Source organism: Streptomyces arenae (genome assembly GCF_022343545.1).
Classification (GTDB): Bacteria; Actinomycetota; Actinomycetes; order Streptomycetales; family Streptomycetaceae; genus Streptomyces; species Streptomyces humi.
Window position 1 is genome coordinate 1 of sequence record NZ_JAKQYH010000001.1, and the last position, 2,013, is coordinate 2,013.

Here is a 2,013-nt window from a genome sequence, read left to right on the forward strand (position 1 = left end):
TGTCTTCGGGTACTGCAGTCATTCTCGCGCAGCCGGCACCCCGACGCGCGCTTCAGAAAAATTCAAGGAAAAACAAAAGGACCCCTGGTCCCAGCGTGAACGCTGGGACCAGGGGTCCCTGAAATATTGTTCGGCGGCGTCCTACTCTCCCACAGGGTCCCCCCTGCAGTACCATCGGCGCTGAAAGGCTTAGCTTCCGGGTTCGGAATGTAACCGGGCGTTTCCCTAACGCTATGACCACCGAAACACTATGAAGTTGAACTCAAGCCGCACCCCCCACAGGAGGGGCGAGTTCGTTACTTCAGAACTAACACAGTGGACGCGAGCAACTGAGGACAAGCCCTCGGCCTATTAGTACCGGTCASCTCCACCAGTTACCTGGCTTCCAGATCCGGCCTATCAACCCAGTCGTCTACTGGGAGCCTTACCCTCTTATAGAGGTGGGAGTCCTCATCTCGAAGCAGGCTTCCCGCTTAGATGCTTTCAGCGGTTATCCCTCCCGAACGTAGCCAACCAGCCATGCCCTTGGCAGAACAACTGGCACACCAGAGGTTCGTCCGTCCCGGTCCTCTCGTACTAGGGACAGCCCTTCTCAAGACTCCTACGCGCACAGCGGATAGGGACCGAACTGTCTCACGACGTTCTAAACCCAGCTCGCGTACCGCTTTAATGGGCGAACAGCCCAACCCTTGGGACCGACTCCAGCCCCAGGATGCGACGAGCCGACATCGAGGTGCCAAACCATCCCGTCGATATGGACTCTTGGGGAAGATCAGCCTGTTATCCCCGGGGTACCTTTTATCCGTTGAGCGACGGCGCTTCCACAAGCCACCGCCGGATCACTAGTCCCGACTTTCGTCCCTGCTCGACCCGTCGGTCTCACAGTCAAGCTCCCTTGTGCACTTACACTCAACACCTGATTGCCAACCAGGCTGAGGGAACCTTTGGGCGCCTCCGTTACTCTTTAGGAGGCAACCGCCCCAGTTAAACTACCCATCAGACACTGTCCCTGATCCGGATCACGGACCCAGGTTAGACATCCAGCACGACCAGACTGGTATTTCAACGACGACTCCCACCGAACTGGCGTCCGATGCTCAAAGTCTCCCAGCTATCCTACACAAGCCGAACCGAACACCAATATCAAACTGTAGTAAAGGTCCCGGGGTCTTTCCGTCCTGCTGCGCGAAACGAGCATCTTTACTCGTAGTGCAATTTCACCGGGCCTATGGTTGAGACAGTCGAGAAGTCGTTACGCCATTCGTGCAGGTCGGAACTTACCCGACAAGGAATTTCGCTACCTTAGGATGGTTATAGTTACCACCGCCGTTTACTGGCGCTTAAGTTCTCAGCTTCGCCCCACCGAAATGGAGCTAACCGGTCCCCTTAACGTTCCAGCACCGGGCAGGCGTCAGTCCGTATACATCGCCTTACGGCTTCGCACGGACCTGTGTTTTTAGTAAACAGTCGCTTCTCGCTGGTCTCTGCGGCCACCCCCAGCTCAGGAAGTAAATTCCCTCACCAGGTGTGGCCCCCCTTCTCCCGAAGTTACGGGGGCATTTTGCCGAGTTCCTTAACCATAGTTCACCCGAACGCCTCGGTATTCTCTACCTGACCACCTGAGTCGGTTTAGGGTACGGGCCGCCATGAAACTCGCTAGAGGCTTTTCTCGACAGCATAGGATCATCCACTTCACCACAATCGGCTCGGCATCAGGTCTCACCCACATGTCATCCGGATTTGCCTAGATGACGGGCTACACCCTTACCCCGGGACAACCACCGCCCGGGCTGGACTACCTTCCTGCGTCACCCCATCACTCACCTACTACCACCTTGGGTCAGCGGCTCCACCACTCCCCTTTGCCCGAAGGCTCCGGGGCGGCTTCACGGCCTTAGCATTAATGGGCTCGATGTTTGACGCTTCACAGCGGGTACCGGAATATCAACCGGTTATCCATCGACTACGCCTGTCGGCCTCGCCTTAGGTCCCGACTTACCCTGGGCAGATCAG

1 rRNA gene and 1 other annotated feature (1 of these 2 only partly in view) are annotated in these 2,013 nt (G+C 56.9%); the gene reads right to left on the reverse strand.

From position 1 onward, the window contains the following. Positions 1-128: 128 nt before the first annotated feature. Positions 129-245 (reverse strand): 5S ribosomal RNA (gene rrf / locus MB828_RS00005). An 86-nt stretch (positions 246-331) separates the two neighbouring features. Next, positions 332-2,013 (reverse strand) — a sequence feature (mutual gap in cmsearch alignment for this rRNA model is longer than 100) (it continues 1,902 nt past the right edge of the window).